Source organism: Haloechinothrix salitolerans (assembly GCF_042662605.1).
Classification (GTDB): Bacteria; Actinomycetota; Actinomycetes; order Mycobacteriales; family Pseudonocardiaceae; genus Haloechinothrix_A; species Haloechinothrix_A salitolerans.
Map to the genome: position 1 here is coordinate 2,890,220 of NZ_JBHSXX010000001.1, position 25,331 is coordinate 2,915,550.

General features: G+C 67.0%; 21 protein-coding genes and 1 tRNA gene. 11 read left to right on the forward strand and 11 right to left on the reverse strand.

Annotation, left to right across the window (positions count from 1 at the left end; genetic code table 11):
- From ACFQGD_RS13740 to ACFQGD_RS13755, 4 genes are all read left to right on the forward strand, one after another.
- The gene (locus ACFQGD_RS13740) at positions 1-1,983 is read left to right on the forward strand and encodes a type I restriction-modification system subunit M (RefSeq protein ID WP_345398023.1); all 1,983 of its coding nucleotides are present in this window, start codon (positions 1-3) and stop codon (positions 1,981-1,983) included.
- Complete coding sequence (locus ACFQGD_RS13745; protein WP_345398026.1) at positions 1,980-3,224, forward strand: restriction endonuclease subunit S; 1,245 nt, start codon at positions 1,980-1,982, stop codon at positions 3,222-3,224. The genes ACFQGD_RS13740 and ACFQGD_RS13745 overlap by 4 nt, the downstream gene beginning before the upstream one ends.
- Before the next feature lie 3 nt (positions 3,225-3,227).
- A complete protein-coding gene (locus ACFQGD_RS13750) occupies positions 3,228-6,431 on the forward strand; it encodes a type I restriction endonuclease subunit R (protein WP_345398029.1) in 3,204 nt (1,067 codons plus the stop codon).
- Positions 6,432-6,551: 120 nt separating this feature from the next.
- Entirely contained in the window at positions 6,552-8,114 is a 1,563-nt protein-coding gene (locus ACFQGD_RS13755) for a serine/threonine-protein kinase (RefSeq protein ID WP_345398032.1), read from the forward strand.
- A 315-nt stretch (positions 8,115-8,429) separates the two neighbouring features.
- On the opposite strand, the gene ACFQGD_RS13760 is transcribed toward ACFQGD_RS13755, so the two are convergent.
- Positions 8,430-8,660, reverse strand: a complete 231-nt coding sequence (locus ACFQGD_RS13760; protein ID WP_345398038.1) for a hypothetical protein — start codon at positions 8,658-8,660, stop codon at positions 8,430-8,432.
- Positions 8,661-8,760: 100 nt separating this feature from the next.
- Here ACFQGD_RS13760 and ACFQGD_RS13765 point away from each other — a divergent pair, with 100 nt between their 5' ends.
- Positions 8,761-9,237 carry an NUDIX domain-containing protein gene (locus ACFQGD_RS13765; RefSeq protein WP_345398041.1) on the forward strand — a complete coding sequence of 159 codons (477 nt, stop codon included), beginning with the start codon at positions 8,761-8,763 and terminating at the stop codon, positions 9,235-9,237.
- 7 nt (positions 9,238-9,244) lie between these two features.
- Here the strand turns inward: ACFQGD_RS13765 and ACFQGD_RS13770 are convergent, their stop codons facing one another.
- The 9 genes from ACFQGD_RS13770 to ACFQGD_RS13810 all read right to left on the reverse strand — a co-directional run bounded on the left by ACFQGD_RS13770 (position 9,245) and on the right by ACFQGD_RS13810 (position 17,278).
- Complete coding sequence (locus tag ACFQGD_RS13770) at positions 9,245-10,012, reverse strand: TylF/MycF/NovP-related O-methyltransferase (RefSeq protein ID WP_345398044.1); 768 nt, start codon at positions 10,010-10,012, stop codon at positions 9,245-9,247.
- Positions 10,009-10,605 carry a histidine phosphatase family protein gene (locus tag ACFQGD_RS13775; RefSeq protein ID WP_345398047.1) on the reverse strand — a complete coding sequence of 199 codons (597 nt, stop codon included), beginning with the start codon at positions 10,603-10,605 and terminating at the stop codon, positions 10,009-10,011. The genes ACFQGD_RS13770 and ACFQGD_RS13775 overlap by 4 nt, the downstream gene beginning before the upstream one ends.
- The gene (locus ACFQGD_RS13780; protein ID WP_345398049.1) at positions 10,602-11,348 is read right to left on the reverse strand and encodes an SDR family NAD(P)-dependent oxidoreductase; all 747 of its coding nucleotides are present in this window, start codon (positions 11,346-11,348) and stop codon (positions 10,602-10,604) included. The genes ACFQGD_RS13775 and ACFQGD_RS13780 overlap by 4 nt, the downstream gene beginning before the upstream one ends.
- A gap of 2 nt (positions 11,349-11,350) precedes the next feature.
- The gene (locus ACFQGD_RS13785) at positions 11,351-12,487 is read right to left on the reverse strand and encodes a hypothetical protein (RefSeq protein ID WP_345398052.1); all 1,137 of its coding nucleotides are present in this window, start codon (positions 12,485-12,487) and stop codon (positions 11,351-11,353) included.
- 6 nt (positions 12,488-12,493) lie between these two features.
- The gene (locus ACFQGD_RS13790) at positions 12,494-13,537 is read right to left on the reverse strand and encodes a glycosyltransferase family 9 protein (protein WP_345398055.1); all 1,044 of its coding nucleotides are present in this window, start codon (positions 13,535-13,537) and stop codon (positions 12,494-12,496) included.
- 20 nt (positions 13,538-13,557) lie between these two features.
- The gene (locus ACFQGD_RS13795; protein ID WP_345398058.1) at positions 13,558-14,115 is read right to left on the reverse strand and encodes a phosphoribosyltransferase; all 558 of its coding nucleotides are present in this window, start codon (positions 14,113-14,115) and stop codon (positions 13,558-13,560) included.
- Positions 14,112-15,995, reverse strand: a complete 1,884-nt coding sequence (locus tag ACFQGD_RS13800) for a hypothetical protein (RefSeq protein ID WP_345398061.1) — start codon at positions 15,993-15,995, stop codon at positions 14,112-14,114. Before ACFQGD_RS13800 ends, ACFQGD_RS13795 begins: the two co-directional genes overlap by 4 nt.
- Positions 15,992-16,543, reverse strand: coding sequence for a DUF4254 domain-containing protein (locus ACFQGD_RS13805; RefSeq protein ID WP_345398064.1), 552 nt, complete (start codon positions 16,541-16,543; stop codon positions 15,992-15,994). Before ACFQGD_RS13805 ends, ACFQGD_RS13800 begins: the two co-directional genes overlap by 4 nt.
- Positions 16,544-16,630: 87 nt before the next feature.
- Positions 16,631-17,278 (reverse strand): bifunctional DNA primase/polymerase, encoded by a 648-nt coding sequence (locus ACFQGD_RS13810; protein ID WP_345398067.1) that lies wholly within the window; start codon positions 17,276-17,278, stop codon positions 16,631-16,633.
- A 159-nt stretch (positions 17,279-17,437) separates the two neighbouring features.
- Here ACFQGD_RS13810 and ACFQGD_RS13815 point away from each other — a divergent pair, with 159 nt between their 5' ends.
- From ACFQGD_RS13815 to ACFQGD_RS13835, 5 genes are all read left to right on the forward strand, one after another.
- Entirely contained in the window at positions 17,438-18,910 is a 1,473-nt protein-coding gene (locus ACFQGD_RS13815) for a helix-turn-helix transcriptional regulator (protein ID WP_345398070.1), read from the forward strand.
- Between the two features lie 463 nt (positions 18,911-19,373).
- Complete coding sequence (locus ACFQGD_RS13820) at positions 19,374-20,774, forward strand: replication-relaxation family protein (protein WP_345398073.1); 1,401 nt, start codon at positions 19,374-19,376, stop codon at positions 20,772-20,774.
- A 618-nt stretch (positions 20,775-21,392) separates the two neighbouring features.
- Positions 21,393-21,635 (forward strand): hypothetical protein, encoded by a 243-nt coding sequence (locus tag ACFQGD_RS13825; protein ID WP_345398076.1) that lies wholly within the window; start codon positions 21,393-21,395, stop codon positions 21,633-21,635.
- Positions 21,636-21,782: 147 nt separating this feature from the next.
- On the forward strand, positions 21,783-22,877 hold the full coding sequence (locus tag ACFQGD_RS13830; RefSeq protein ID WP_345398079.1) for an IS630 family transposase: 1,095 nt from the start codon (positions 21,783-21,785) through the stop codon (positions 22,875-22,877).
- A gap of 124 nt (positions 22,878-23,001) precedes the next feature.
- Positions 23,002-24,591, forward strand: coding sequence for a recombinase family protein (locus tag ACFQGD_RS13835; RefSeq protein WP_345398769.1), 1,590 nt, complete (start codon positions 23,002-23,004; stop codon positions 24,589-24,591).
- Here ACFQGD_RS13835 and ACFQGD_RS13840 read toward each other — a convergent pair.
- Positions 24,551-24,624 (reverse strand) — tRNA-Ile (locus ACFQGD_RS13840). The two genes, ACFQGD_RS13835 and ACFQGD_RS13840, sit on opposite strands and share 41 nt — an antisense overlap.
- A gap of 270 nt (positions 24,625-24,894) precedes the next feature.
- Between ACFQGD_RS13840 and ACFQGD_RS13845 the strand changes: the two genes are divergently transcribed.
- A complete protein-coding gene (locus ACFQGD_RS13845; RefSeq protein WP_345398082.1) occupies positions 24,895-25,290 on the forward strand; it encodes a hypothetical protein in 396 nt (131 codons plus the stop codon).
- The last annotated feature ends 41 nt before the right edge of the window (positions 25,291-25,331 follow it).

Consider the following 25,331-nt stretch of genomic DNA (forward strand, 5'->3'; position numbering starts at 1 on the left):
TTGAATACCAACAAGCACACCGAGCTGGCGAACCACGCGTGGTCCGTTGCCGACCTACTGCGCGGCGACTACAAGCAGTCCGACTACGGCAAGGTGATCCTGCCGTTCACGGTGCTGCGCCGGCTCGAATGTGTGCTCGCGCCCACCCGCGACAAGGTGCTCGACACGGTCGAGAAGTACCGCGATCGCGACATCGACGCCGACCGGTTTCTCCGGAAGGCATCTGGGCACCGGTTTTACAACATTACCCCGTTGACGCTGAAGTCGATCACTGCAGACTCCTCGCATGTCGCGCGCAACCTCACGCAGTACATCGGCGGGTTCTCTCCCAACGCCTACGAGGTCCTGGAGCGCTACGAGTTCGCGCAGCAGATCAAGAAGCTCGACGGCGCCAACCTGCTCTACAAGGTAGCCAGCACGTTCGCCGACCTGGACCTGCGGCCCGATATTGTCGACAACCACCAGATGGGCTACATCTTCGAGGAACTGATCCGGCGATTCGCCGAGCAGTCCAACGAGACCGCGGGCGAGCACTTCACTCCGCGCGAGGTCATCGAACTGATGGTGAACCTGCTCATCGCGCCCGACGATGACGCGCTGAGCAAACGAGGCGTCGTCCGCAAGGTGCTCGATCCGGCGTGCGGCACGGGCGGAATGCTCAGCGCCGCCTACGAGCACATCACCAGCCTCAACCCGGACGCGACCGTCCACGTCTATGGGCAGGAGCTCAACCCCGAGTCGTGGGCGATCTGCCGGTCCGACCTCATGATCAAGGGCCAGGACCCCGACAACATCAAGTTCGGCAACTCCTTCAGCGACGACGGCCACCGGAACGCCACCTTTGACTACCTGCTCGCGAACCCGCCGTTCGGCGTCGAATGGAAGAAAGTCAAGGAGGACGTCGAAGGCGACCTGGAACGGCTCGGCGAGAACAGCCGTTTTTGGCCCGCGCTGCCCAGGATCAACGACGGATCACTGCTGTTCCTGCAGCACATGCTGTCGAAGATGAAACCGGTCGAGCAGGGCGGCAGCCGTGTCGCGATCGTCTTCAACGGCTCGCCGCTGTTCACCGGAGCCGCCGGATCCGGCGAGTCGCAGATCCGCCAGCACATCCTGGAGAACGACTGGCTCGAAGGCATCGTCGCGCTTCCGGACCAGTTGTTCTACAACACCGGCATCTCCACCTACTTCTGGATTCTCACCAACCGCAAGAGCCCGGACCACCGGGGCAAGGTCGTGCTGCTCGATGCCCGCGACCAGTGGCAGAAGATGCGGAAGTCGCTCGGCGACAAGCGCAAATACATCGACCCCAACCAGATCGCCGAGATCACCCGCCTCTACGCCGAAGCGCTGCACGCCGCCAAGGACGAGAGCCACCCGCAGCACGCCAAGGTCAAGGTTTTCGACAACGATGACTTCGGCTACCGCCGCATCACCGTCGAACGCCCGCTGAAACTGCGGTTCGAGATCAGCGAAGACACCCTCGCCGCGCTGCGCGAGACCAAGCCGTTCCAGAAACTCGACGAGCCCGAGAAGTTCGTCGAGGCGCTACGCCCGCTGCTGGGCAAGACGTGGTGGAAGAAAACCGAAGCCGTCAAGGAGATTCGCGAGACCGTTACCGATGCCGGACTCACCTGGCCCACCGGCGCCCCGTTCGCCAAGGCACTGCGCGACGCCGTCGGCGTCCGCGACCCCGAAGGCGAAGCCCAGACCGTCAAGGGCCAGCCCGAACCCGACCCCGAACTCCGGGACTATGAGAACGTGCCCCTCGACGAGGACATCGAGGAGTACCTGAAGCGCGAGGTCCTTCCCCACATCCCCGACGCATGGATCGACCACACCAAGACCAAGATCGGGTACGAGATCCCGTTCACGCGGCACTTCTACGTGTACAAGCCACCGCGCCCGTTGGAAGAAATCGACGCCGAACTCAAGGCCCTCGAAGCAGAGATCCAAGAACTGCTGGGAGAGGTGACAGAGTGAGCCTGGTACGGATCAAGTCTGTCGTCCGCAATATCGTCGAAAAGGCCGACGGTGAGCCTCGACCGTTCATCGGGCTTGAGGACGTGGAGAGCGGTACGGGCAGACTCTTGGTTGGCGACTTGCCATTGAAAGCGGCGGACGACAGTCTTCTCCACCAGCCGAGCGACGTGCTGTTCAGCAAGTTGCGGCCCTACCTAGCGAAATCGTATTGCCCCAGAGAACCGGGTACCGCAACTGGCGAGCTCCTTGTGCTTCGACCGGGGACGGAAGTCGATAGGCGTTTCTTGCTCTACGTGACGCTTTCCAATGCTTGGATCGAGTGGGCGAACACGACGGCATACGGCACGAAGATGCCTCGGACATCATGGGAGTTGATGGCCGAGTACCGGACGTGGTTGCCTCCCTTGGAGGAGCAGCGCCGCATCGCCGAATTCCTCGATGCCGAGACCGCCTGCATCGACAAGTTCGTCTCGGTTCTAACCAAGGAACTGAGGCTTTTCGCCGAGCGTAGGAGTGCTGGTGTTGCGCATCTCGTGGCTGGCGGGGATACAACTGAGCGCCGACCGTCTAAATTGGAATGGCTGACGAATGTTCCCGCCCATTGGGAGGAAGTCCGACTCGGACTTGTTTCACGCATGGGTAGTGGACATACGCCCAGCCGCAACAAACCGGAGTGGTGGGTGGACTGCACGATTCCCTGGGTCACTACAGGCGAAGTCAGTCAGCTCCGCAATGATCGCATCGAGGATCTCGTCGATACTCGGGAGAAGATCAGCGAGATCGGCCTAGCAAATTCGGCTGCTGAGCTCCATCCAAAGGGAACGGTTTTCCTATGCCGCACAGCCGCATCCGCTGGCTATTCGGGTGTGATGGGACTGGACATGGCCACAAGCCAGGACATCGTGACCTGGACGTGTGGCCCGCGCCTGAACCCGTACTACCTCCTGTGGTGTCTGCGCGCGATGCGGCCAGATCTTCTCGGGCGGCTCGCGATGGGCTCGACACATAAGACGATTTATGTGCCGGATCTCCAGATGCTCAGGGTTCCGCTCCCGCCGATGAACGAGCAGCTCAGGATCGTGGACGCGATTAGGAAGCAGAATCGTCGCCTCGACACTCTCGTTGACAAGGTAACTCGCCAACGCGAACTGCTGGCTGAACGCCGCCAGGCCTTGATCACCGCCGCTGTCACTGGGGAGTTCGATGTGTCCGCCGCGAGTGGGCGCGGGATCGAGGAGTAGCCGATGAGCCCGATTCATCACGAGGCCGTGTTCGGAACCGCGATCGTCGACGCGATGACCGAGCGCGGCTGGGAGGTGGGTACCTCCGCCGACTACGACCCCGAGCTCGGTCTGGATACCGGCGAGCTGTTCACGTTCATCGGGGCCACCCAGTCAGCCGAGTGGGAGGAGCTACTTACCTACTACGGCGGTGACGCCGATGCCGCGCAGCGCGGGTTCGCCCAGCGGGTCGCGAAGGCCATCGACACCGATGGTGTGCTCGACGTGTTGCGCAAGGGCGTCAAGGACCGCGGTGTGCGCATTCGGCTGGCCTACTTCAAACCCTCGCTGGTCGTGTCCGACTCCGCGCTCGACGACTATCGCGCCAACCGGCTCACCGTCGTTCGCGAGCTGGCCTACGCCGCCAAGCAGGCTGACCGGGGCAACCGCCTCGATCTGGCGCTGTTCGTCAACGGCATCCCGGTTGCCACGGCCGAGTTGAAGAACCCGCTGACCGGCCAGGGCGTCGAGCATGCGAAGAACCAGTACCGCTACGAGCGCGACCCCAGCGAGCTCATCTTCGCCAAGCGGGTGGTCGTGAACTTCGCCGTCGACCCCGATCTCGTTTTCGTGGCGACCGAGCTGCGCGGCGAACGCACCAGGTTCATTCCGTTCAACACCGGCTCGAACGGGCCCGGCAAGCCCGGCGGCGCCGGCAACCCCGCCGCGGCCGAGTTCGGCAAGTACGCCACCTCCTACCTGTGGGAACAGGTGTGGGACCGGGACAACTGGCTGGACCTGCTCGAACGGTTCGTGCACGAGCGTCGTCAGAAGGGCGCCAACGGGCGGCTGAAGAAGTCGGTGATCTTCCCGCGGTTCCACCAGTGGGACGTCGTGAAAAAACTCGCCGCCCACGCTGCCCACCACGGCACCGGCCACGACTATCTCGTCATGGCCTCTGCCGGTTCCGGCAAGTCGAACACGATCGCGTGGCTGGCCTACCGCCTGTCCTCGCTGCATACGCCCACCGACCCGACCGAGTTGGACGCCGACGCGCGGGAGAAGGGGCTCAAGCCGGGGACGCCGGTGTTCGACAAGGTCCTCATCATCACCGACCGCCGCAACCTCGACGGGCAGCTGCGTGCCACGGTGGGCAGTTTCGAGCAGACCGCGGGCACGGTCGTGGCGATCGACGAGAAGCAGGGCTCGAAGTCCGAGCAGCTGGCGAAACGCCTGTCCAGCGAGCAGGGCAAGATCATCACGGTGACGTTGCAGACCTTCCCGGCGCTGCTGGACTACCTGCGGCGGAACCCCACCGAGATCAAGGGCGCCAAGTTCGCGATCATCGTGGACGAGGCGCATTCCTCGCAGTCCGGCGACGCCGCCGGCGACGTGCGCAAGGCGCTGCGCGGACTCGCGCTCGACGCCGACGACGACAGCGGCGAGGCCGGCGCAACCGAGGTGAAGATCGACAAGGACGACATCGAGGTCAAGCTCAAGCAGCGCATCGCCGAGCGCGCGAAGAACCCGAACCTGTCGTACTTCGCGTTCACCGCCACCCCGAAGGCCAAGACCCTGGAGTACTTCGGCGTCCTCGGCGAGCACGATGGCAAGTCCGCGTTCGTGCCGTTCCACACCTACTCGATGCGGCAAGCCATCGAAGAAGGCTTCATCCTCGATCCGTTGCGCAACTACGTCACCTACGACACCTACTGGAAGCTGATCAGCAAGAACCCCGACGACCGCGAGGTGGACCCGGCCAAGGCCACTCCGGAGCTTGCCCGCACCGCGGTGATGCACCCCTCGACCGTGGCACAGCACGCGCAGGTGATCGTCGACCACTTCCGGGCGCACACGCTCGGGCGGCTCGGTGGGCGCGCGAAGGCGATGGTCGTGACCTCCTCCCGGCAGAGTGCGGTGCAGATGTCGCGGGCCCTCAAGAAATACATCGACGACCTCCGCAAGCAGGGCAAGCTTCGCGGCGACATCGGGGTGCTCGTCGCGTTCTCCGGCTCGCTGACCTACGACGGTGAGGAGGTTACCGAGTCACGGGAAAACGGTGGCCTGCCCGAGGGTGCGCTGCCGAAGGCGTTCGCCTACACCCGGGCCGACGACCTCACGACCCGCAACGGTGGTGTCGGGAAGCCCGAGTACCGGATTCTGGTGGTGGCGGAGAAGTATCAGACCGGGTTCGACCAGCCGCTGCTTACGACGATGTACGTCAACAAGAAACTCGGCGGGATCTCAGCGGTGCAGACGCTGTCGCGGCTCAACCGGACCACCGACCGCAAGACCCAGGCGGATCTGGCGGTACTGGATTTCGTCAACGACGCCGACGCGATCCAGGAGTCGTTCCGGCCGTATTTCGAGGACGCGGCGACGCTGCCCTCGGACCCGAACCTGCTCTATAACGCGCAGAGCCGCGTGCTGTCGGCGCAGATTCTCGTGGACGCCGAGATGATCGAGTTCGCGCGAGCGTTCCTGGCCGCCGAACGGGTCGCCGGCGGCAGCGAGGCGAAGTGGGCGAGGCTGCACGCCGAACTCTATCGGCACATCGCACCCGCCGTTGCACGCTACGAGGCCCTCCTGAACGACGAGACCCTGTCGGAGCTCGCGGACCAGTTCCGCTTCGATCTCGGCGACTTCGTCCGCAAATACGGGTTCCTCTCGCAGATCGTGCCCTACCGGGACGCCGAGTTGGAGCGGCTGTATCTGTTCGGGCGGCACCTGCTCAACCGGCTACCGCGCGGCAAGGACGGCGGCGTTGACATCGGCGAGGTCGACCTCAGTCACCTACGGGTCGAGAAGACCGGTCAGCACGATCTCGGGCTGGCGCCGGAGGGCACCGCGGAGCTGCGTGGTTTCGGCGATGGAACCGGCGCGGGCAAGGACCAGGACAAGTCGCTGTTGTCGGAGCTGATCGAGCGATTCAATGATCGGCACGGCACCACGTTCACCGAGGAGGACGTGGCGCGGCCATTCAACGAGACCGTCGAGGACGAAAAGGTCCGGCAGGCCGCGATCGTCAACAACGAGGAAAACTTCGGGGCGGTCTTCGACGACGTGTTCGAAGACAAAATGGCCGACCACATCGACACCATTGCCGGCCTCGGCGATCAGTACTTCAGCAGTCGTGACCGGACGTTCAAGGAGTCGCTGAACCGCAGTGCCCGAAGCGCGGCGTGGCGACTGATCCGCAAGCAGGAAGGCATCGACGAGGTGGCCTGAGCGCGTTCGGTGGGGTGGCGCCAGGGTTTTCGTCGAACCGGTGGACTCGTGGTCAGGTGCACGGGATCATGAGTCCCGGGCGGCAGTCGGTGGAGCGTGACGGTCGGAAGGGGAGGACGGGTGGCGGACAGGGTCGGCCGTCGCTACGAGCTGCGCGACGAGATCGGCTCCGGCGGGATGGGCACGGTCTGGCGAGCGTTCGATGTCGTGCTTGACCGCGAGGTCGCGGTCAAGCGGATCAATCCGCAGGCCATCGGCAATGGCGAAGCGGTACAGGAACTCGCGAAACGCTTCCAGCGCGAAGCTCGCGTCACCGCGCGAATCCGGCACCACGGTGTCCCGCAGGTCTACGACGCCGGGCTTGACAGCGGGGTCGCCGAACTGTACTTGGTCATGGAACTCGTGCACGGTGTACCGCTGCGCGCGTTCATCGATCCTCGGGAACCACTGCCGGTCAACTGGGCTGCGGCGTTTGGTGCGCAACTCGCGACAGTGCTGTCCCACGCTCATGCGGTTCCGGTGGTGCACCGGGACCTCAAACCGGAAAACGTGCTGGTCACCCGCGACGGTGCGGTGAAGGTTCTCGACTTCGGCATTGCCGCCGTGCTGCGGCCCGACACGGCCCGGCTCACCGCGACCGGAATTCCCATGGGCACGAGCCTGTACATGTCCCCGGAACAGATCCGGGGCAGACAGGTCACCCCGCACAGCGATCTCTATGCACTGGGCTGCGTGCTCTACGAGCTGGTGTCGGGTTACCCGGTGTTCGGTGGGGACACCGACATCGACCGGTGGAACCGGCATCTCGACGAAACTCCGGTGCCGCTACGGGACGTGCGCGCGGACGTTCCCGCCGAGCTTGATCGGCTGGTGCTGGATCTGCTCGCGAAGGCGCCGACCGACCGTCCTGCTGACGCTGTGGAGGTCTACGAGCGGCTGCTGCCGCTGTTGCCCGCCCTCGGTTCGGCGCCTGATGCGCGCGGTGCGGCGTCGAGCGGGATGCCGGACCCCACACTGGTGTTCCGCCGCCCCAACGCGCCGGGCAGCCGACCCGATTTCGGCCCGGTCCTGGAACGCGCAAGCGTGGCGGAATCGGCGGCGGCGTCCCGGGTGCCGCGCACGGCCCTGCGGGAGTCCATGGAAGACGCGGTCCACCGGGCGGACGTGCTGCTGGAGGAAGAGCGGTTCGTCCAGGCCGCTGAAGTCCTCAACGCCGCGATTCAACCGGCAGGCGACGCGCTCGGCGCGGAGAACCCGCAAGTGCTACAGCTCCGGTTGCGCCGGGCCGCGATCCTGGTCGTCGCAGGCGAATATCGCGTCGCTCGGCCCGAATTCGACGCGCTCGAGAACGCGTTCGCCCGTACTCAAGGGCCACGCAGCGACGACGCGGTGGAATGCTTGCGGCAGTCCGCGTATTGCCGAGCCGAGCTGGGCCAGGTCGATGAGGCGCTCCTCCGGTTCAACGACGTCCTGAGCAGGATCAGTAGCGAGCGCGGTGACGGAGCCGACACCGCGTTCGAGGTACGCCGCAACATCGGCGAACTCCAGGCGGCGCGCAACGACATCGACGAAGCCAAACGGACGTTGCGCGCTCTGCACGACGACCTCATGCTCGTCAAGGGCAGTGATCATGAGGACACACGCTACGTCGGCGAGTTGCTGGAGCGACTTCGAAGGCCCTGAGATCACGGTCCGCCCGGTCGGCACCCGTCGCCTGTCGGCAGGTAGCGCCCGATGAACACGACACGATCATCGCCGGACTGACGGCGTTGCAGCAGACGGGTTGGCTTGTGCGGTGTGCGAAGCCGACTACCTCCGCATTCGGGTCCCGCATGTGCCGGTAGGCCGGCCGATGACTGGCTCGCAGGGTGTTGCCTGCGTAGGCTGGCGCACGGGGCCCGATCTGTCGGTGTGCGCGAACGTGGCAGCGGCCCCGGAGCTGAGCGTGTTCGCCGTGGCGGTAACGGCGTGCCCGCCGCTGGCGCTGCTGTGTTCGATCTAGGTGAGCAGGCGAAGCAGGTCGTCCAAGTCCGCGCGCTCGGTGACCGCGGTGTAGAACTCGACCCGCAGCGCGATGGTCATATCAGGGTCCTGCTCGGCGGCGACTGCGATGACGGGCGTGTCGGCGACCGCGCCTGCGTGACGGACGTGCTCCACGAAGCGTTCCAGGTCGCTCAACGGCAGGAAGTCACCTGCTGGAGGTAGATCGAGTTCGACACGCGAGGTCACCAAGCCAGCGTAGAGCGCCGGTTCTTTCGGCTGTGACGGACGGTCGTCGATCAAGCGAGTGCCGTGATTGGGCAGAAGCAGCGGGCCGTAAGCTTGTGCCGTGACGGATCAGGTGACGGTGGCAGTGGGACGGCGTGCAGCACGAGCGATTCTGATCGACGATCTCGGGCGGCTGGTGTTGATCAAGCGGACCAAGCCGGGGCAGGCGCCGTACTGGACCGCGCCCGGTGGCGGTGTCGAGGACGTCGACGCCTCGGTGGAGGCGGCTCTGTACCGGGAGCTGGCGGAGGAACTGGGCGCGAAGGCCACGGATGCCTCGCAGGTGTTCCTGTTCAGCTCGCCGTCGGACGCCGGTGTCGCTGTGCAGCACTTCTTTGTGGCGCGGCTGGCCAGCCTGGACGAGTCCGCCCGGAGCGGCCCGGAGTTCAGCGACCCGTCGCGCGGCGGGTACGACCTGGACCGGGTTGACCTTCGGGGAGACGATCTCGCGTCGATCGACTTGAAGCCGACCGCGTTGAAGGAGTTCATCCTGGCCAACCGGGAGGCTCTGCTGGTCGAGGCGGGCGCAGCCGCCTGAGCTGCGGCTACGTGCCCCACCGCAGGTAAGTCGGGGTGGCGCGGCCGGGCAGTGTGCGCAGCGTGCCGTGGTCGGTGCCGAGGGTGTCGCGCAGGGCTGCGGTTTCTCCCGGCCACTTGGCGTGGGCGAGTTCGTCGAAGGCGAGCACGCTGCCCTTGGTGAGGTACGGCCGGACGGCGTCGATGGCGTCGCGGGTGGGCTCGTAGAGGTCGAGGTCGAAGTAGGCCAGTGCGATGACGGTGTGCGGGTTGTCCGTCAGGTAGCGCGGGAGGGTTTCGCGCACGTCGCCCTGGACGATCAGGGTGCGCTGGATGTGGCCGAGGTGTTCGCCCTGCTCGTGTGCGTCGAGCACGTCGCGCAGGTGGTGGGGGTAGCCGTCGGTGAGCGCGAACCGGTCAGCGACGGCGCTGGGGCTGGTCGTGTCGATGTCGGTCACGTCGGGGAATCCGGTGAAGGTGTCGAAGCCAATGATCCGGCGGTGCGGGTTGTACGGCTCGTACACGCCGCGCAACGCGGTCAGGGCGGCGAGGTGTCGTCCGCGGTGCACGCCGAACTCCATGATCACGCCGGGCACGTTGAGGATCATCCGGTAGAGCGCGTCCAGGGACAGCAGGTCGGTCAGGGGCTGCCTGCGCAGGTACAGGGCCAGGTTGTCGACCAGTTCCTCGGGCGGGATGGGGGTATCGGCCAGCAGGTCGGCGAGGCGGTGGCGGACGGCTCGCTCGTGGGCCGATTCGTGCGGCAAGATCCGGTGGTCGGCTTGATCGTTGATCACGTGGTCTCCCTGGGTGGTGCCCACAGATGGGCAGGGGCAAGGCGGAAGTCGCTGGCGTAGCCGAAGATGTCGGCGGGGTGGCGGTAGCCGTGGTGCAGGGCGGCGAGGGCGCCGATGAGCAGCCGGTGTGACACGATCAGCACGGGGCCGTGCTCGGTGGCGAGGTCGCTGGCGATGGTCGCGGCTTCGAGTACGCGTTCAGCAAACGCCCGGGGGCTTTCGCCTCCGGGCAGGGCGCTGTCCGGGTTGTCGGCGCGCTGTTGCCGCCAGGTGATGTAGTCGGGCGGGTACTGGTTGGGGGCGAGGCCCAGCACGCAGTGTGGGGCGCGCCAATCGGCGAACGCGCTGATCGGTTCGGCAAGTCGGCTGTCCGATACGCGGGCGACGATGGCGGCGGTCTGGCGAGCGCGGCGCACTGGGCTGGACGCGATGAGTGCCGGTTGCCAGCGATGGTCGCGCAGCTCGCGGGCGGTCAGTTCGGCTTCGACGGTGCCTGCGATGGTGAGTGGGCTGTCGGGCCGGGCGTGGGCGCCGGGGCGGCAGAGTCCGTCGTCGCAGGTGCCGTGGCGCATCCAGAGCGCGGCGGGGGTCATGTCATGCACCAGCCCCCGTCGACGGTGAGGCACTGGCCGGTGATGAACCCCGCGTCGGGGGAGGCGAGGAAGTCGACGGCGGCGGCGATGTCGTCGGGGTGTCCACGGCGTTTGACGCACTGGCGGTTGAGCTGTCGCGTGATCATCGCGTCGTGGTCGGGGACGACGGCGTGTTCGGCGGGTACTTCGATGGAGCCCGCGCGGACGCAGTTGACGGTGATGCCGTGTGGTCCGAGTTCTCGGGCCAGGGCGCGGACGAGTCCTTCCAGGCCGCTCTTGGCCGCGATGTAGGCGGCGAGGTCGACGCGGCCGAGTTGGGTGAGCACCGAGGACACGGTGATGATGCGGCCGTGGCCGCGCGCTGTGAGTGATGGCGTGACGAGCTGGGCACACGCCGCGTGAGTGATCAGGTTGATCTCGATCTGCTCGCGGAAGGTGTCCAGGTCGAGGCTGGTCCAGGGGATACGCGGATAGGCGCCGGCGTTGGACACGAGGACTTCCAGCCGGTCGGCGGCGTGCTCGACTTCGTGTGCGAGCGTGTCGATGGTCAGCGGGTCGGTGAGATCGCCCGTGATCGCCGCTGTGGCAGCGCCGCGTTGTTCGACGGTGGCGAGCACGTTGTGTAGATCCGGGTCGTCGTGGAGGTGGGTGAGGATGAGGTCGTACCGGTCGGCGAGGCGCGCGGCGATGGCCGCGCCGATGCCGGAACCGGCTCCGGTGACGATGGCGACGGGACGGGCCACGGTCAGTTGACCTCCGCATCTGATGGTGTGAGGGCGAGGAAGTCCGGCAAGTTGGTGTCGGGGTCCAGTGCCTGGGCGAGCAGGGCCAGCGACAGCGCAGTGTCATGGGGTTCGAGGTCGGCGAGGTGGTAGACGGCGAGCAGCCGCATCACCAGGTACGGGCGCATCCACGCCATCAGGTCGTCGATGCCGAGATGGCGGGCAATGGGCCGGATGACCTCATCGAGATAGCGGCACAGGACATGTCGGCGGGCTCGGCTGGGCCTGTGCCGATAGTCAATCACCAGCGATGAACCGGTGCGTTCGACCTGGACAACGGGTTCGGCGAGGCTCGCCGGGGTGAGCGCTGAGGGGTGATCGTCGAACGCGGCCCGGTTGTAGTGCGGTGTGAGCCATGCGCCGTGGAGGCGTTGGTAGAGCAGGAAACACGCGAACTCGCCGGGCAGCGCGTTGAGTCCTCCAGTGTCGTAGTCGAACCACACCGGTCCACCCTCGGGCGACCAGCCGATGTTGATGTCGGTGGGATCGCCCTGGGTGATAGCGGCCCAGACCGGGCTGTGGCGGGCGAAGTGGACCCGCAGCCTGGTCATCAGTTCGGCGAAGTCAACGGTGTGCTCGCGGCCGTTGACGACCAGTCGCACGTCTGCCAGATCCTGTGGGCGGACTCTCCGGGTTCCACTGCCGATCGGCCACGGTGCGTTGGGTCTGTAGTACTGGTCAAGGCGGCCATTGGGAGCGGCGCGGTCGCCGTAGAGCTTGCTGGTCGTCTCCCCGTGGGTCGTGGGGCGAAGGGTGCTGCCGATGACGTGCTGGTAGTGGCGGAACACCGCGGTCAGGCAGGTGTCGAGGCGCACCAGGTCGCCCGTGAGGTCGGCGTGGGTGATCTCGTCGAGCAGCAGGCCGTGATCGTGGCCGAGGTGCGGCCACCGGTCGTAGGCGAGCACGGTCCAGCGGGCGACCCGTCGCGCGCCACGCAGCACTGGTACGGGGTAGAACTCGCGGATGCGCGCGTGTCCTGCGCATTCGGCACTGGCCTCGTCGTGGTTCGGGTTGGCCTTGACGAACAGCGCGTGTCCGGCCCAGTCGACGTGCCAGGTGTGATTGGCCGTGAAGCGGCGGTGGTTGGTGATCCTCAGCATGAGCAGTCACCACCAACCGGCGAGGTCGCGTGCGAACTCGGCGATGACCTCCGCCGGGAGGTCGGCAAGGCTCGCTGATTGCGACCACAGTGCGTCGTCCAGGTGGTCGCGCACCGGGCAGCGGTCGGCGAGGGCCAGCATCTGCGAGAACGTGGTGGCGATGGCGTGGTGACGTGCCCTCCCGGTGGTCCACTTGGTGTGGGCGTGGCGACCGTAGAGCCCGATCACATGTGGTCCGGTTCCGTCCGGGCGTTCGGTGAGCGCGGCCAGATGGGTCAGGCCCGTGTCATTGCCGATCACGACCTCGGCTGACGCGAACACGTCCAGGCAGTCCACCGCATCCAACCCGGCCAGAACCGTGACGCCGTCGAAGGCCATCGGCTCGGCATAGCTACTGGTGATCAAGGTGAATGTCCACGGCGCCGGGAAGCGCTGGGCGAGGACAGCCCCGATGCGGGCGAAGCCGCTTGCACCGTAGTCCTTCCGGCTCGGCCAACTGGTCGCCGAGACGAACACGACGTGGAACGGTCGTGCCCGCTCCGTCGACATGAACGTCGGAAGCGGCGCGCGGTCGGCGGGGAGCCGGACGCCGAGAGCTTGTTCCGCGGCGAGGTAGTACCGCATCGGCAGAGCGGCGTGGACCTCCACGAGTTCGTCGTCCAGGATGTCCAGCCACGCCTGGGGCCGTTCGGGGATCGCGTGGAATGTGAATCCCTTGCCGTGCCTGGTGCTAACGGTGTGCGGGCCTTCAGTGTGGCTTGTGCTCCACGGCAGCCGGCAGCGTTGCATCAGGCGTGGACGAGGCCCCTCGTAGTGGAGTTCGATGTCGCGCCCGGTCCCGTCGGCGAGGGCCTGAACGAGTCCGAGCGCGAGCAGAGCATCACCGAGACCGCGGTCACCGAGAACGACCGACCAGCCGCGTTCGCCGATCACGTCTGCGCCACTGGTGTAGGACGGGAGCTCCCCGGCCGCGCGCCGGAAGGGCAGCGCGCGGGCCAGGGGTGCGTGCTGGCGGGGGACGATGACCGGCCCGCCGCGTTGCAGCGTCACCGGCTCGATCGTCCACGGGCTCACAGTCGCGTGAGAGTGCACAGCGGTACTCCCAGCGATTCCAACAGCGGACGGGCGTTACCGGTGGTGTCCTCGATCAAGCACGCGATGCCGGTCACCTCCACGGCCGACTCGCGGAGCACCGTGATCAGGTTGGCCAGCGTGTTCCCTGTGGTGATCTCGTCATCGACGATGAGCACGCGGGTTCCCGCGAGGTCGCCGTAGGTGAAGACCTCGGTGCGGCGGGCATGGGGTTCGGTGAAGCGCCGCTTGTCGGGCAGGTCGAGGTCGAGCTTCCAGGCCAGGCGGTACGGCAGGTCGCCGGCCCATGCGACGGCGACGGTGGGCAGGATGCCGCCCGCATCCAATCCGAGCAGCACGTCAGGGGCCGTGAAGTCCGGGTGGCGCGACCACGCCTCCCACAGCGCGCTACCGGTCCGCAGCAACGTCGCGGGGTGGACCTGGTCGAGGATGCCGTCCAGCTCGTGGACGATCCGGACATCCCGAGTCTGTGGGGGCACGCCGAGACGGCGAATGCGCCGAGCCTGGTAGGCGAGATCTTCGGGAACGGTGGTCATTCGCTGGTCCTCACGATGTGGTCGAGTCGGTCGAGGTAGGTCAACAGTCGGTCCGTCACGTCGACGAGTTGTCCGCGCAGGACCGGATCACTGGGGCGACGGATGAGGTCAGACAGCTCAGGCGGCGCGCATTCGGCGGCGGGGTGAAACTCGCGGAACGCGGTGAGCACGTCATCGGCGTCATGGAGGTCGTGTCCGTCGGCGCGCAGCACGATCTTGGCGAGCAGCACCAGGTGCTTGTGCACGGCGCGCACGTCCGGCTGATCGGCGGTGAGGAGGCGGCGGGTGGTCATCAGCACGAGTCCCAACTCGCCTCGGCTGGTGCGATCGCCGTGTGCGGCGGCCGGCACCGGCAGCAGATGGCCCGCTCGCCGGTAGAGCACGCCGACCCCCTGGGCAGCGCGGCGCAGCGACTGCACGACGCGCGGTGGCACCCGCAGCGCGTCGATGTCGGCGGTGGTGAAGACGCTGAGGCCGACCTTGATCCCGTCGGGCGCGGGAAGGGTGCCCGCAACGTCCCGCAGCCAGGCGGCGGGCGCGGTGTCACGAACCACGAGCAGGTCAAGATCGCTCCACCCATCCCGCCAGCTCGTGGTCCCCGTGCTGCCGGTTGCGAGCACGAGCGCGACCTGCTCGTCGCACACGTGGTCGGTGGCCTGGCCCAACCATCCGCTCTGGGGCACCGGCCCACTCGCGTGGAGCGTCACCCTGGGCAGGTTCACGGTCGACGCGATTCGACTGACGGCGAGCTTGAGCGCGCCCAGCGACCCGGAGTTGTCGATGAGGTGATCGGCGATCTCCGCGATCCGGTCCGCTCCGCGTTCGCGCTTGGTCGCGTCGCGGCCACGCAACCGGGACTCGCTCTCCGCCGCGCGACTCACCCGGACGGTCGTGTCCGCATCGACGTACACAACCTGGCAGCGGTCACCCCAGACCCGTTTCAGGTGCGCGGTCGCCTCGAAGCGGTGCGCGCTTTCCAGGCTGATCGTGCGTGCCTTGGTTGTCTCGGCGAACCGCAGGATTTCCTCGGTAAGCCGCTCCGCCTGCTCCCGCTCCGACCAGTGCTCGTACGGGTCGACGACTCCAGCCCGCATGGCGGCGACTTCCAGCAGGTAGCCGATCTTCAACCTCGTTACGCCGTGCTCGTCGCGCAACAGTTCGCCGACCGTGCTCTTGCCGCTCTCCGACATGCCGCCCAGCACCCACAGCCGGTCCAGCACGTCCTTCGGCAGCGGTTCCACGGTGACACCCGCGTCAGCCAGGTGGCTCCGGAGCGTTCGCTGGACCTCCAGGATCGGGGCGTCGCCGAGGTCGAGCACCGCGTGGTAGTCCCCGCGTTCAACCTGGACGGACACGACCTCCGCGAGCGTGCGCTGATAGGTGGCATACCGTTCGTTGGCCGGTCGTGGCTCGCGCCGCAGCGCCTCGGCCGCTTCCCGCGCCGGGTCACCGGACCGGCGTAACAGCACGTGGACTTCCCGCCGAGATGCGGCGGCCGGGAGATCGGCCGCGAGGCGGTCCACCAGCCGGAGCGCCTTTGTCGGGGACAGTCCGTCCTTGAGCGCGGCGGTGGCGGCGCAGGTCGCCCGGAGCATGGGTAAGCCGCGGTCTTCCAGTGCCAGTGGTCCGCTCGCGTCGCGGCGGGCGACGTGGCTGCCCAGCATCAGACCGACGTGCTCGGCCGTGGTGGATCCGACGAACCACCAATGGGCGAAGTCGCCCGCCGCGACCTCGCGCCATCGGGAATCCCAGGCATCCACAGTGCCCACGAGGTGGGCGTCGGGCATCCCACGCTGGAGCCAGGCGAGTTGCGTGGTCTTCCCGACGTTGTCAACGCCGTTGAGCGACACCGACAGGTGCTGGTGCGTCTCTGTGGTCACGATGCGCTCCGGTAGGTCTTCAGGGGCCGCCACGCCGGGAGCCGTCGGTGGCCGGTGGCGACATCGCGGACCAGGTCGTCGTAGGCGTCGGCCAGCTCGGCGAGCTGCCGCAGGGCCAAGCGGGCTCGATCGCGGGCGCCGCCCGAGTTGATCAGGCTGTTCGCGCGGACCCATGCGATCGCCAGGCGGTCGACGACCGAGCCGAGGGTCTCGGTGTGCAGCGAGGCGTCCGCGCGGCTGTGGACCTGGGTCGACACCCACTCGTCGATCCGTTCCACCAGGGCGACCCGTCGGGCGTTGAGGTCGTCGATGAGCCGCTTGCTTTCGGCGATGGCGTCGGCGGACGCGCCGGAAGCGCGGCTGACATCCTCGGCCTGCCACTGCTGCTCGTGTTGGGCCGCCAGCTCGTTCGCGGTGTCGAGGACGAGCTGGCCGGGATGATCTCTGCTGCTGATGTCGCGGAACGCCTCGATGATCGACGCGGATCGCGGCAAAATCTCCCGCACACGCGCCACGTGCTGTGTGGCCTGTTCACCGCGGTCAGCCATGATCGGCACCTCCCCTTCGGTTGATTTGGGCATGGGTGCGCCTGCACCGAGGGCGGTCGGGGCATCCTCGGCGCAGGCGCGGCTTACTCAGGCGAGGCTGGGTCGTGCGCCGCCGGTTCGACGGCTCAGCGACGCGATCAGCACTCGCTGAACCTCGCCCGAGGCGGGCAGCGCCCAGCCGACGGTGGACGGGGACACCTGCCAGCGATACGGCAGGCCACCACGCGCCGTTGGAGGGATGGGCAACCACGCCCCGCTCGCGTGCAACTGCGCATGTCCGTTCGCGGCCAGCTCGGGCCGCAGCGGTTCGTCGTCGCTGCGCACGAAGAACAACCACGAACCGAAGGGTGTGACGGCGACCGGACCACGCCGGGCCGGCGAGAGCTGCGCCTGCGCGCGTTGCCCGTGGGCGGCGGGTACCTCAATCCCGTCGACCCCGGCTCCGCACGCCAGCAGCACGGAGTACGGCCGCCGTGTCCACCACTCCATCGCCACGTCCGGGTTGGTCGTCGTGGCCAGTTGCCAGAGCGGAGCGACCGGTTCCAGCCCTGCCGCGCCGCGCCTGCCCAGCCAAGCCCCGTGTTCGGCAAGTTGGTAGGTTCCCGGCAGCACGGGCCAGCCGTGCTGCGCCAGGTCGACGGCGGCGGCACGCGTGTCGGCCCAGGCCAGCCCCGGAATCCCCGGTACCAGGGGTGCGCTCGTCGGTCGCCGAGCGGCGTCAATACGATCACTCACTGGTAGTCGCCTCCGGCTGACGTGGTGTAACTGCGTCTACGAGTTCACCAGGCAGCAGGGACGAACACGACCACAGCGAGTGCCCACAGTTGGGCCAGATCGGGGACATTGGGGGGACATTCCTGATCTGCGGGTGTGGCACGCCCTACCGTTGATCCTGTGTCACCCGATGAGCCCCGCGTACCGAACACCGTGCTGATCGCCCTGCGCGAGCGGGGCGGGCTGTCCCAGCAGGACCTGGCTGACGAGTTGACGAACCTTGCCACCCGGTACGGCAAGCACCCGCAGATCACGCGCAAGACCATCGGCCGATGGGAACGCGGCGAAGTCGTGTGGCCACAGCCCTTCTATCGCCGACTGCTCGCCGAGTTCTTCGGTTGCGCGGGCGACGAACTCGGTTTCCGCAGGCCGCGCTCTGGCCGACCCGAGCAGGACCAGACCGAGCCTCTTCCCGCGCCGCTCACGTTCGCCACCGCGCCCGCGACCGCCGAGCCGCATGTCGAGCGCGACCAGGAGGAGTGGCGCCAGGTCCGGTCGGCCTTGGGCAGGCACCGCCGCGATCTCGCGGTGCTCGCCGAGGCGCTTTACCGCGACCATCGCGTGCCAGGACTGAAGAACACAGGCGTCATCAGCGCGCCGAACTGGATACCTGCCGAGCCTGTCCGGCTGAACGAGATCACGCTGACGCTGGACTCCATGGCCGCCGAACCCACGATCACCGGAGAAGAACCCGAGAGCGCCCTGGTTCGCCCGCTGGCCACCATCGACGCCCGCTACCGCAGCTACCACGACGCCATCCGCGACCTCGCCGCGCCACGCCTGTTCGAGAACCGGCTGTGCTTCCGCCTGCTCGGACTCGACTGGACGCAGCCGAGCATGCACTTCGGGCAGATGGGCTTCTTCGACGCGGTCGACACCAACGAGGCGCTTGCCCACGAACTCGCCGCCCACCACCTCGCCATCGACAGCGACCGGGAAACCGTCATGCCGCGCGCCTCCATGCGACGGCTGACCTTCCGCAAGCTGATCGCAGACCCGTTCGACCTCGGCCGCCGACCTCTCATGGGAGCGATTGGCACCCTGACCATCAGGGGCGGCGACAGCCCCAGCGTCGTCCTTCACCAGCGTGACTCCGCCAGCGTCGCAGGCGGCGGCGGGATGGCACACCTGCTGCCCGCGGGCATCTTCCAGCCCTCCTCCGTGATCCCGGCCGCCGTCGCCGCCGACTTCTCGATCTGGCGCAACATCCAGCGTGAGTACGCCGAGGAACTGCTGGGCCATGACGAGTACGACGGCTCCGGTAAGCCGATCCGATACGACAAGCTGGAACCGTTCACCACGATGGACGAGGCGGTGCGCGACGGTCACATCCGCGTGTTCTGCCTCGGTGTCACGCTCGACGCGCTCACACTTGCCGGCGACATTCTCACCGTCGCGGTCATCGCCCCGGACACCTACGACGAACTATTCGCCAACGCCGTCGAGACCAACTCGGAGGGCTCCATGCCCGCACGAGCCTTTCCCTTCGAGGAGAACACCCTGACATGGCTCCGCGAGTCCAAGCGCCTCTCTCCCGGCGCATCGGCGGCGTTGCACCTTGCCTGGAGCAATCGCAAGGTCCTGCTCGACTGAGGCGGTAGCGAGCCAGTCGGTCGGCCAGTGAGCAGGCCACCTGTGATTGGCCTGGCCCACCGGCTGCGCATGGTTCACTGTTTCCGCAGTTCATCGACCCTGTTGGCGGGTCGGCGCGTCGTGAGCGCGATGGCCGCGCACGGCGGCCCCCGAGGCTCGTTGCGGCCCGTGCGGCGGCAGATGGGCTGAGGTAACGGCCTGGTCACAGCGGCGGGGTCGGTGTCCAAAATCGGCCGAAAAATCGGCCTTCAGTAGTGCAGGGGTTCCTGGCACACTGGAAGGGACGGTCGATCATGGTCACCACTCGCCGAACATCGACGCGACATGATCACCGCACGGCTGGTCACAGCGAGAGCACGGTTCTGTCACTTTTTGATTACCACTGTCAATTTCGGGGCCGAAATCCGGAGTTGAGGGGTGCCGGGGATCTCTCGGCCGCTCCGGGTGGAAGGCGGTGGTGATCATGGTGGACAGTGCTGACCGCACTGGCAGTCGTGACGTAGTCGGTGCGGATGGGTTGGCGTCTCGTTCCGCGTCTGGGTCGGCGGGGGCTCGGCGTTCTGAATCCGCCGACCAAAACGCCGAGGCCGCTGCTACTAACTCCGCTGGTCAGCAGTGGTTTCGGCGGGAACAGGCGGAAGGCCGACTGAGGAGTGACTCTCACCCATCCACACATCGGGGGCGCGCGGAACGCGGCGGCCGGAGGGCCGGGGAACCCGACGCGGGCCTGTGGTTCCGTCTGGTCGACCGGGACCGGCGACTGCTGGCCCTGCTGGCCGAGCACAAGGTGCTGACCACCAACCAGATCGCCGCGATCGAGTTCCTGTCGGTGCGCCGCGCGCAGGACCGGCTGCGGCACCTGCGGGAGCTGGGCGTGGTGTTCGCGTTCCGCGAGTCCTACGTGCGCGGCGGGACGAGCCAGACGCGCTACGCGCTGGGCTACCTCGGCGCTCGGCTGATCGCCGCGCAGCGCGCGGAGCGCCCGCCCGCGCCGAAGGCGTACACCGAGAGCCTGGAACGGCTGGCGCTGTGGCCGAAGCTGGATCATCAGCTCGGCGTGAACGACTTCTTCTGCGCCCTGGCCGCGCACCACAATCCCGCCCGGCTGCGCGAGGCGGGCCGCGAGGGTGAGATCAGCGGGCTGACCCAGTGGTGGTCGGAGAAGCGGTGCACCGAGTTCTTCTGGCGGTACCAGGGCGCAGGTCGGGAGACCCGGCTGCGCCCGGACGGCTACGGCTGCTGGGAAGAGCACGGGCGCACGGTGCGGTTCTTCCTCGAACACGACACCGGCACCGAATCGCTGACCAAGGTCACGGGCAAGCTCGACGACTACAGCGGTTTCCCGACCGACGCCTTCGGCGTTCTGCTGTTCTCGGTGCACTCGCCCCGGCGGGAGATCGCCCTGCGGGCGGCGCTGCGCCGCGCGCTCGGTGGTGGAGATCCTGGGTTCGTGATCGCCACCGCGACCCGCGACGGCAAGACCTTCGGCCACGGGGACGGCCCAGCAGGGCCGGTCTGGGGCCTGTGGACGCCGCGTAGCGGCGAGAGCGTGTCGCGCCGGTACCGATTGGCGGAGCTGCCCCAACGTGGCCCCTCCGTCGAGCATAGCGCCTCGAACACCGACCAGCCGTTGAACGAGGCTGCGTTCGACCCGGACGACCGGGAGATGTCGCGCCGCATCCACACAGCTCAGCCCGAACCGGCCGACCCGGCGGGCTATGTGGACGACGATGACGACCTCGACGACGTGACGCTCTACGACGACACGGACGATGACGCAGACGATGACAACGTGTACCGCGCACCGATAGCCCCGGCGCGACCGGACACGCAGCGGCCCCGGCGGACACGCTGGGCCGCCTGAAGCCCTCTCCCCGCGCGGGTTCCCGCACGCTTTCGCCTGCCCGAAAGGAGGTGACCGACGATGACCTGATCCCGTGAGAACGACAGCGATGACGGCCGCGCCGGTCCGTTTTGGCTTCGGCCCGCCGTTCTCTTGCACAGCAGGGAAATCTGAACCCGTTGTACGTCGAGCTGTCCACTCGCGGTCCCGCACCTGACGAGACCACACCGAGACACGGAGACGAGCCGAGACGAGCCACCGAGACCACGACGAGACCAGCGAGACACCCAGTCCCGCACCGAGTCTCGCGGTCCCGGCGGCGGTCTCGCCGAATGTCTCGGGTGGACAGTGGGAAGGGTTCAGTCAACCGGTGATCGCTGGCCCCGATGAGTGCTACGGCAGTCGGGGAGTCGAAGCGGCACAATGGTTGGAGCAGTTCAGACCCAGCCGGTTCTTGAATCGCGCGTAGCGGCGCGGCCATCACCCCCACCACGAACCCTCTACTGTGGAGGCTTCCGGGGTGCTGGTGACCAGAGAGCCGGCGGGTCCTGCTGATCGACGGTTGCCCAGTCACCGCCCGACAGCCGCCCGCGACCTCCAGCCATCGAGTGCGGGCTCGCGGGCCACCCGAGGTGCACCATGCCCCAGCACACACCCGACCACACCGAACACGACGCCGACAACGGTGGCGATGACGCCACCGTGCTCCCGTTCCGCCCCACACGATCAGCCACACAGGACACCTGGCGCGTGGAGCGGATCGACACCGAACCGATGACCGCCCAGCAATACGACCTCGCCGTCACCACCCTGGCCACACTCATCGGCCAATGGCGCAACAACCAGGAGAACCGCAAGGAGGGCAACGAAAAAGCCGCATAGAACGACGCTTTTCCGCTTCCCTTACCGCGCTTGATGAGCGATAATGGAAGCACGACACACCGCCCGTGAGCTGCGGTTTTAAGTCGACGTTGGTAGTGATCTAGTGTTCTGAACCTCAAATTGGTTATCAATGTGTAGATTTGTCCCATGTCGAGAATGGGACGGCCGACTGTGCGCCTGGAGCTGACCGAGGACGAGCGCGAGACGCTGGTGCGTTGGTCGCGTCGAGCCTCGTCCTCGCAGGCTTTGGCGCTGCGGTCGCGGATTGTGCTGGCGTGTGCCGAGCCGGAGGCCACGGACGGGTCGGTCGCCGCCGCGATGCAGGTGTCGCGGCCGACGGTGGCCAGGTGGCGCAAGCGGTTCGCGGCCAGGCGGTTGCAAGGCTTGTGCGACGAACCGCGACCCGGCCGGCCGCCGTCGATCACCATCGACCGGATCGAGGATGTGGTGATTACGACCCTGGAGCAGACGCCCGAGAATGCCACGCACTGGTCGCGGGCATCGATGGCCAAGCACTCGGGCTTGTCCAAGACGACGATTGGCCGGATCTGGAACCGGTTCGACCTCAAACCGCACGTGGCAGACACCTTCAAGATCAGCAACGATCCGCTGTTCTTCGACAAGGTCGTGGACGTCGTCGGGCTCTACCTGGATCCGCCCGTCGGCGCGATCGTGCTGTGCGTCGACGAGAAGAGCCAGATCCAGGCCCTGGACCGGTCGGCCCCGGTGCTGCCGATGATGCCGGGCATGCCCGAGCGGCGCACTCACGACTACGTCCGGCACGGCGTCACCACGCTGTTCGCCGCTTTCGACACCGCCACCGGCGAGGTCATCACCGCCATCCACCGACGTCACCGCACCACCGAGTTCCGCAAGTTCCTCAACCGGATCGACCGCGAAGTACCCGACGACCTCGACGTCCATTTGATCTGCGACAACTATCAGACACACAAGACCCCCGAGATCAAACGGTGGCTGGAAAAACACCCCCGATTCCACATCCACTACACCCCCACCTACAGCAGTTGGCTCAACCAAGTCGAGCGCTGGTTCGCCTACCTAACCGGCCAGCTGCTGCAGCGCGGCGTGCACAAGAACCTCCAAGCGCTGGAACGGGACCTGCGCAACTGGGTGGACACCTGGAACGCCGAGCCCAAACCGTTCGTCTGGACCAAGACCGCCGAAGAAATCCTCGGCAAACTCGGCCGACTTTGTGAACGCATTTCAAGATCGGGACACTAGTAGCCGCGTAGTCGCCCTGTAGTTAGCCGAAGAAACGGCCACTACAGGGCACGCGGAAATACCAACCAAGGGGGTCGGAATAATGGCGCGATCCACGACCGCGCAACGCACCAAGAAAGCCGCAATGACCACACTCGGCGACGACGTGCGGGTGGGAATCTACGTGCGGCGCTCCACCGACGACGAGCACCAGCCCTACTCGATCGAAGCCCAAGACACCCGCCTGGACGCCTACATCGGCTCCCAGCCCGGCTGGCGGCTCGTGGCACGGTTCCCCGACGACGCCTCCGGCGCCACCACCGAACGCGACGGACTGCAACGCGCGCTCGCCGCCGCCCGCGCGGGACTGATCGACGTGCTGCTCGTCTACCGAGTCGACCGGTTCTCCCGCAACCTGCGGGACATGGTGATGCTGCTCGACGAACTCGACCAAGCCGGAGTCGTGTTCCGATCGGCGACCGAGCCCTTCGACACCTCCACCCCAATGGGCCGCATGCTCGTGCAGATGCTCGGCATGTTCGCCCAGTTCGAACGCGACACCATCATCGACCGCGTCATCGCCGGGATGGAACGCAAGCACGCCAAGGGAAAGTGGAAGGGCGGCAAACGCCCCTTCGGCTACCAGGTCGACAAGACCACCCACACACTGATCGTCGACCAGCACGAGGCGGTGATCGTGCGGCTGATCTTCGACCTCTACACCAAAGACCGGCTCGGCTCCCGCGCCATCGCCAAGATCCTCAACGACCGGGGCCACCGCACCAGCTCCGGCGGCAAGTGGTCCGGCTACCAAGTCATCCGCGCCCTCAACAACCGCGTCTACCTCGGTGAACTGACGTTCCGGGAGACCACCGTGACCGACACCCACGCACCCATCATCGACCTCACCCGATGGGAGCAAGCCCAAGCCATCCTCGACGCACGCGGCGAATCCCACGCCCACCGGGCCGCGTCCGGCTCCGACTACGTGCTCACCGGCCGCCTGCGCTGCCCGAAGTGCGGCAAGGCCATGATCGGCACCCGCGCCACCGGCCGGAACCGCACCTACCGCTACTACACCTGCTGGAACCTCGCCAGGTACGACGCCAGCAAGTGCGACTTCCGCCGGCTCAACGCCGACGCCGTCGACGCGGCCGTCCTGGACGCGCTGACCACCTTCTACCGCACCCGGCACGACCTCATCGCCGACGCCATCACCCACGAACAGAAGCAACATCGGGCCGCGCACGCCGACCGGCACGCCGAACTCGCCACGGTCGAGAGCGAGATGACCAAGACCGGGGTGGCTATCGCCCGGTACCTGACCGCGTTCGAGCGCGGCACCATGGACGAGGAGCTGGTCGCCGACCGGCTCACCGAGCTGCGCGCCAAGAGCAAGCAACTCCGCGTCCGCCGCGACGAGCTGACTCTCGCGCTGGACGATGAGCCCGCCATGCCGGAGCCCGCTACCCTGGCGGCGGTGGCCGATCAGATCGCCGAGATCATCACCAGCGGCACCCACAACCAGATCAAGGCACTCGTCGAAGCCCTGGTCGCCAAGGTCACCATCACCGGCCCCGACCGGCTCATCCCGGTCTTCCGCATCCCCCAACCCCGCAACAACGACGGGGCCGCCCCCGCCCTACCAGCGGAAACGGCGCCGAACGGAGTGGTTCGCACAATGACTAAATCGGTGGGCCGGGCGGGACTCGAACCCGCGGCCAAGGGATTATGAGTCCCCTGCTCTAACCTACTGAGCTACCGGCCCTTCTGATCGCTCAGCCTACGCAGACGGCGCGGGGGCCCGCATACCACCCCGTGTGTTCGCGGCGCGCTGACCAGCCTGGGGTCATTCTCGGGCGGGCTTTCACACGGGCGCATGTCATTGGGCGAAATGGTGTCACACGATCATCGCGCGTTCGGCGGAACGACCGCGTCCACATGGTGGTATATCTGCAAATAGTGCGTAACGGATTGGCGCGTGGGGGTGACAAGTGGGTGAGGCATCGGGGCCGTCCGCGTGCGAGGAGGAATGGTGATGCTCGTCGAAGCTCGCGTGCTCGGCCGGTCCCACGCCGTGGTTGAGCCACACGAGTTCGCCTACGAGCCTCGCCAGCCGGTCACGTTGCGGCAGCTCATCGCCGACGTCGTACGCGGGGAGGTCGGCTCGGAACTCGACCCTGAACGGCTGCGACGGTTCCTGCGAGTGCTCGCGGCGGAGCACATCGACAACCAACGGGAGACCCCGGTCAACGGCTCGCGTTGTGGGCAAATCGACGTCGATGAGGTGGTGCGTGCCGCCATCGACGGCTTCGAGCACGGGTTCTACTACGTCTTCATCGGTGACCAGCAGTACGAGAACCTGGATCAGCCGGTGCCGATCGAGGCGGGGACACGGGTGCGGTTCGTGCGGCTCGTGCCCCTCGAGGATTGACCAGGCGGCCCGACCAGCGAGCCCGACCGCCGAGACAATGC